Annotated in this window: 5 protein-coding genes and 1 pseudogene; 5 read left to right on the top strand and 1 reads right to left on the bottom strand. The window is 75.7% G+C overall.

Annotated features, from left to right (window positions below; translation table 11 throughout):
• Both cobA and IH13_RS0135570 read left to right on the top strand, forming a co-directional pair.
• Positions 1-1065 (top strand): uroporphyrinogen-III C-methyltransferase (gene cobA / locus IH13_RS0135575; RefSeq protein WP_031091198.1); only part of this gene is annotated, 1065 nt, incomplete at its 5' end.
• Positions 1066-1108: 43 nt separating this feature from the next.
• Positions 1109-1933, top strand: coding sequence for a TrmH family RNA methyltransferase (locus IH13_RS0135570; RefSeq protein WP_031091196.1), 825 nt, complete (start codon positions 1109-1111; stop codon positions 1931-1933).
• Here IH13_RS0135570 and IH13_RS39370 read toward each other — a convergent pair.
• A pseudogene (locus tag IH13_RS39370) lies at positions 1920-3267 on the bottom strand (protein kinase domain-containing protein). The gene IH13_RS0135570 and the pseudogene IH13_RS39370 overlap by 14 nt on opposite strands.
• Positions 3268-3849: 582 nt before the next feature.
• Here IH13_RS39370 and IH13_RS0135560 point away from each other — a divergent pair.
• The 3 genes from IH13_RS0135560 to IH13_RS39365 all read left to right on the top strand — a co-directional run.
• Entirely contained in the window at positions 3850-4056 is a 207-nt protein-coding gene (locus IH13_RS0135560) for a hypothetical protein (protein ID WP_031091193.1), read from the top strand.
• Between the two features lie 261 nt (positions 4057-4317).
• Positions 4318-5292 carry a phosphotransferase family protein gene (locus IH13_RS0135555; protein ID WP_031091191.1) on the top strand — a complete coding sequence of 325 codons (975 nt, stop codon included), beginning with the start codon at positions 4318-4320 and terminating at the stop codon, positions 5290-5292.
• A gap of 73 nt (positions 5293-5365) precedes the next feature.
• Positions 5366-5544 (top strand): TFIIB-type zinc ribbon-containing protein (locus IH13_RS39365; protein WP_037843408.1); only part of this gene is annotated, 179 nt, incomplete at its 3' end.

Raw genomic sequence — 5544 nt, 5'->3', positions numbered from 1 at the left:
ATCCGCTGGGAGCGCCGCCGCTACCAGGACGGCGACCTCGCCGACACCTGGTACGCGCTGATCGCCTCCACCGACAGCGCCGCCAACGACGCCGCGTCCGCCGAGGCCGAACGCACCCGCGTCTGGTGCGTCCGCAGCGACGACGCGGAGGCCGCCACCGCCTGGACACCGGCCACCGGACGCAGCGAGGGCATCACGGTCGCCGTCCTCAGCACCACCTCGCACGGCCGCGACCCCCGCCACTCCGCGGCCGTCCGGGACGCCGTCGTCGAGGGCCTGCGCGACGGCACCCTCGCCGCCGCGCGCCACCGCGCCCACACCCCCGGTGTCGCCCTGGTCGGCGGCGGCCCCGGCGACCCGGACCTGATCACCGTCCGCGGCCGCCGCCTCCTCGCCCAGGCCGACGTCGTCATCGCCGACCGCCTCGGCCCCCGCGACCTGCTCGACGAACTCCCCCCGCACGTCGAGGTGATCGACGCGGCGAAGATCCCGTACGGGCGCTACATGGCGCAGGAGGCCATCAACCAGGCGCTCATCGACCACGCCAAGGCGGGCAAGGCCGTCGTCCGCCTCAAGGGCGGCGACCCGTACGTCTTCGGCCGCGGCATGGAGGAGGCCCAGGCACTGGCCGCCGAGGGCATCCCCTGCACCGTCGTGCCCGGCATCTCCAGCACCATCTCGGTGCCCTCGGCGGCCGGGATACCCGTCACCCACCGGGGCGTCGCCCACGAGTTCACCGTGGTCAGCGGCCACGTCGCCCCCGACGACCCGCGCTCCCTGGTCGACTGGCAGGCCCTCGCCCGGCTGCGCGGCACCCTGGTCCTGCTGATGGCCGTCGACAAGATCGGCGCCATCGCCCGGGCGCTCATCGCCCACGGCAAGGCCCCGGACACCCCGGTCGCCCTGGTCCAGGAAGGCACCACGGCCGCCCAGCGCAGGGTGGACGCCACGCTCGCGACCGTGGGGGAGCGGGCCGTGGCCGAGGACGTGCGTCCCCCCGCGGTCATCGTCATCGGCGAGGTCGTCACCGTCGGCGCCGACCTCGCGGCCGGCCTCACGGGCTGACCACCCACCCATCCTCCCGACCGGAGACAAGGCAGTACGACCCGTGGCTGAACTCCTCACCGTCGACGACCCCGACGACCCGCGCCTGAGCGACTACACGGGCCTGACCGACGTCGAGCTCCGGCGCCGGCGCGAACCCGCCGAAGGCCTCTTCATCGCCGAGGGCGAGAAGGTCATCAGACGCGCCAGGAACGCCGGATACGAGATGCGTTCCATGATGCTGACCGCCAAGTGGTCCGACGTCATGCGTGACGTCATCGACGAGGAACGGGCCCCCGTGTACGCGGTCACACCGGAACTCGCCGAACGTGTCACCGGCTACCACGTCCACCGCGGGGCCCTCGCCGCCATGGCGCGCCGGCCGCTGCCCGCCGTGGACACCCTCCTCGCCCCCGGGGACGGGGACGTACGCAGGGTCGCCGTGTTCGAGGACATGGTGGACCACGCCAACCTGGGCGCCGCGTTCCGCAACGCCGCCGCCCTCGGCGTCGACGCGGTCCTGCTCACCCCGCGCTGCGCCGACCCGTTGTACCGGCGGGCGGTCAAGGTGTCGATGGGGTCCGTCTTCCACGTGCCCTGGACCCGGCTGGAGTCCTGGCCCGACGACCTCGGGCTGCTCCGCGCGGCCGGGTTCACCACCGCCGCCCTCTGCCTCAGCGACCGCTCGATCACCCTCGACGAACTCGCCGCACGCGGGGACGAGAAGCTGGCGCTGGTCTTCGGCACCGAGGGTGACGGGCTCACGGACCGGGCACTCGCCGCGGCCGACGCCCACGTCCGTATCCCGATGGACGCCGGCGTCGACTCCCTCAACGTCGCCGCCGCCTCCGCCGTCGCCTTCTACGCGACCCGGGTCACCCGGCCCTGACGCCGCCGGGCCCGAAGGGGTGGGCCGCGGCCGGAGCACCGTCCCCGGCCGGCGTACCGCCCAGCCCGCGCGCCGGACCCTGACAGCCCTGGGCGGCCGCGATCCCCAGGGCCACCAGCAGCGTCACCACCACGAAGACGACGAGCCGCTGGCGCAGCAGCCGAGGATGTGTATAAAGACAGGTTCCTGCCCGTCGACGTCGTCCGTACCCCGGGCCGGGCGGCGGGACGGCCCTTCGTCCCCCCGCCGCCGGTCGCTCCGGTGGAATGCGGGCGCTTCACCGGGCGCACGCCGCCCCGGGACGCCTGGGGCCGAGCCCCCGAGCCGCCGGTACGGGGCGAGGCCCCCGAGCGCGACGCCGCGGGCCGCCTCGCGGGCGGGCGCGAAGCGGAGGCGGGCCCGGTGTTCGACCGCCGGGTCGGCTGCTCGGCGTACGAGCCCTCCATCCGGCCGGTGGGCCGGTCCACCTCCCGCGCACCGCGCTGCGCGGGGGGCCGCCGCTCGTGGAGCCCCTGCGCCTCACGTGCGGCGATCTCCTTGAGCCGCATGGACAGCTGGAGGGTGCTGGGCCGCTCCTCCGGGTCCTTCGCCAGGCAGGCGCGCACCAGCGGGGCGAGCGCGTCGTGCACCTCGAAGAGATGCGGCTCCTCGTGCACCACGCGGTAGAGCATCACCTCGGAACTGCCGTGCCCGAACGGCGAATCGGCCGTCGCCGCGTACGCCAGGGTGGCACCCAGCGAGAACACGTCCGTGGCCGGTGTCACCGCCGCACCCCGCACCTGCTCCGGCGCGAGGAAGCCGGGGGAGCCGACGGCGGTACCGACATGGGTGAGCGTGCTGGCCCCGGTCGCCCAGGCGATACCGAAGTCGATGATCCGGGGGCCCTTCGGGGAGAGCAGGATGTTCGAAGGCTTCAGGTCGCGGTGGACGACCCCGGCCTCGTGCACCGCCACCAGCCCCTCCGAGAGCGCCGCCCCGACGGAGGCCACCTCGGCCGCCGACAGCGGACCCTCCTCGGCGACCTTGTCGTGGAGCGACGGCCCGGGGACGTACTGGGTGGCGAACCACGGGCGGTCCGCGTCCAGGTCCGCCGCCACCAGCCGGGCCGTGCACCCGCCGCGGATCCGCCGGGCCGCCGACACCTCGCGTGCGAAGCGCGAACGGAACTCCTGGTCCTCCGCGAGGTCGGGCCGGATCACCTTCAGCGCCACCCGCTGGCCGCGGCGGTCGGAGCCCAGGTAGACGACGCCCATGCCGCCCGCGCCGAGCCGCCGGTGGAGCCTGAACGAGCCGACGACACGCGGGTCCTCGCGCCGGAGCCGCATCATCGCCATCGTCTGCCCATCCCCGCTGCCTGGTCCGCCTGACGAGGCACAGCTTACGTACCCGTGGCGCGGCGCGCTCAGAGGCCGCGCCCTCGCCTTTCGATCGTTTGCCGTTGCCGGGCGGGCGATATGAGCCGGGGTCAGACGTCCCCCGGACCGGGGCCGGTCCCGGCCCGATGCCCTCAAGGGGCGCCCGACGACGGGGCATTGGATCAGTGACGGTCAGTCAGGTCTGCTGGGCCCCCGACGCGCGGGACACCGCCCGCACCGCCGTCCCGGCGGCGTCCAGGAGGGCCCGCGGGGTGCGGGCGGCACCCCGCCGTCACCCCCCTGACGTGAGTGATGTCACCCCCGGGTGAGGGCAGCCCCCGCACGTCCCCTCCGGGAAGTCCCCAGGGTCGGGCGGCCCGTCTCCACCCAGGGGAGTACGCCCCGGGGGCCCGGCTCATCCTCCGGGAGGCCCGCCAATCGGTACGCGGGCATGACGCCGGAGGGGCCCCGCCTCCCTAGTGTTGAGGTCAAGCGGTGGGCGTGGAACTCGTCCCCCGAGGCCAGACGCCCGCCGCTCCCGAACGAGTCAGGAGAGGAACCATGGCGGACACGGCCACGCGGACCATGATCCGCGGCAGGAGCCGCAAGGCGTACGCCTCCTTCGGCGTCCGTCCGTCCGGCCGGCGCCACCCGGTGGTGGCGACGGCCATGGTGCTTCCCCTGGCGGCCCTGCTCGTCGTCGTCTTCGGCGGCTGGGACGCAGTGGTCACACAGGCGTCGTCCGTGGGCGTGATGCTGGGGCGCTGAGCGGCGCCCCGGGTCCGGAAGAGCGGTCCGGACCGGGACATCCGGCCAACAACCCCGTGGGGACGGGGGTGCGGCGGACGGCAGCGTTTGTCCGGCCAGCTGGGGAGCTGGCCGGACATCGCGCTGTCCGGGGTCCGTGCGGTCCACGACCGCAGCGCCGGACCGTCGGTGGTCCGGGACCGGCGCCGCTCCGCCCCACGTAGGCTCGGCACCGGGCGGGCGTGCCGTCGGCCGGCCGCCGCCCCGGGGGGAGCCGTGACCATGACCACCACCCACGCCGTACGCGCCCTGGGCGCCCTGGCGCACCGGGGCACCCACGCGCCGACCGAGGCGTGCGGCTGCGCCCCTCCCGCGGTCCTCGCGGACCGGTCCGACGGCACCGTGGTCCGCAGCGGCCCGGTGGTGGCCAAGGCGCATGCCCCGGACGCGGACGCCCCGGCCCTCGCGGCCCGCCTGACCCTGGCCGCCTCCCCCCGCCTGGCGGGTATCCTGCTGCCCCCGCTGCCGGCCGGTCCGGAGGAGGGCGTCACCGTGGAAGGCCGGGCCGTGAGCCTCTGGCCCTACGGCCTGCCCGTCGACCCGGCGGATCCCGACGCCGCCCCGTGGGAGGAGGCCGCCGGCCTCCTCGCCCGGCTGCACCGCACCCGGCCGCCCCACCCCCTGCCCCCGATGCGGGGCCCGGCCAAGGCCGCCCGCGCCGTCGCCCGGATGCGTGCCGCCCGCCCCCGGACACCGGGCCGGGCCGCCGGCGCCGCCCCCGTCCTCGCCGCCTGGCGCGGACTGCCCGGCTGGGCGCGCGGCGAGGCCCCGGCCCCCGCCGACCGGGCCCGCTTCCTCTGCCACGGTGACCTGCACCTGGGCCAACTCGTCCGGCACCCCGCCCCGGACGGCCCCTGGCTGCTGATCGACGTCGACGACGCGGGCCTCGGCGACCCCGCCTGGGACCTGGCCCGCCCCGCCGCCTGGTACGCGGCCGGACTGCTCGCCCCCGAGGTCTGGCTGCGCTTCCTGGACGCCTACCGCGCCGGGGGCGGACCGGCCGTACGCCCCCACGGGGACCCGTGGCCCGAACTGGACGTCCCGGCGCGCGCCCTCACCGTGCAGACGGCCGCGCTCGCCGTCGCCAAGTCCGTTGCCGAGGACCGGGATCCGGACGAGGTGGAACGGCTGATGATCGACGCGTGCGCCCGAATCGCCTGCCTGCCGGATGAGTTGGGGCCCGCGCCCACACCGTAGGGTGAACCGGCGGACGCCGGGCACGCATTCCGGCGACGACGGTGACGACGAGACGACGGTGAGGAGCCGACCGATGTTCCAGTGCCCCAAGTGCCATGCCCAGATGCACACGTACAACCGCAACGGTGTCCAGATCGAGCAGTGCAGCGGCTGCCGCGGGATATTCCTCGACTACGGCGAGCTGGAGTCCCTGACCCGCCTGGAATCCCAGTGGGTGCAGCAGGCGCCGCCCGTCCCGCCCGCCCCCCAGGC

The organism is Streptomyces sp. NRRL WC-3549 (genome assembly GCF_000721935.1).
Classification (GTDB): Bacteria; Actinomycetota; Actinomycetes; order Streptomycetales; family Streptomycetaceae; genus Streptomyces.
The sequence above is the reverse complement of the archived record's forward strand: the minus strand, read 5'-3'. Positions and strand labels throughout refer to the sequence as shown.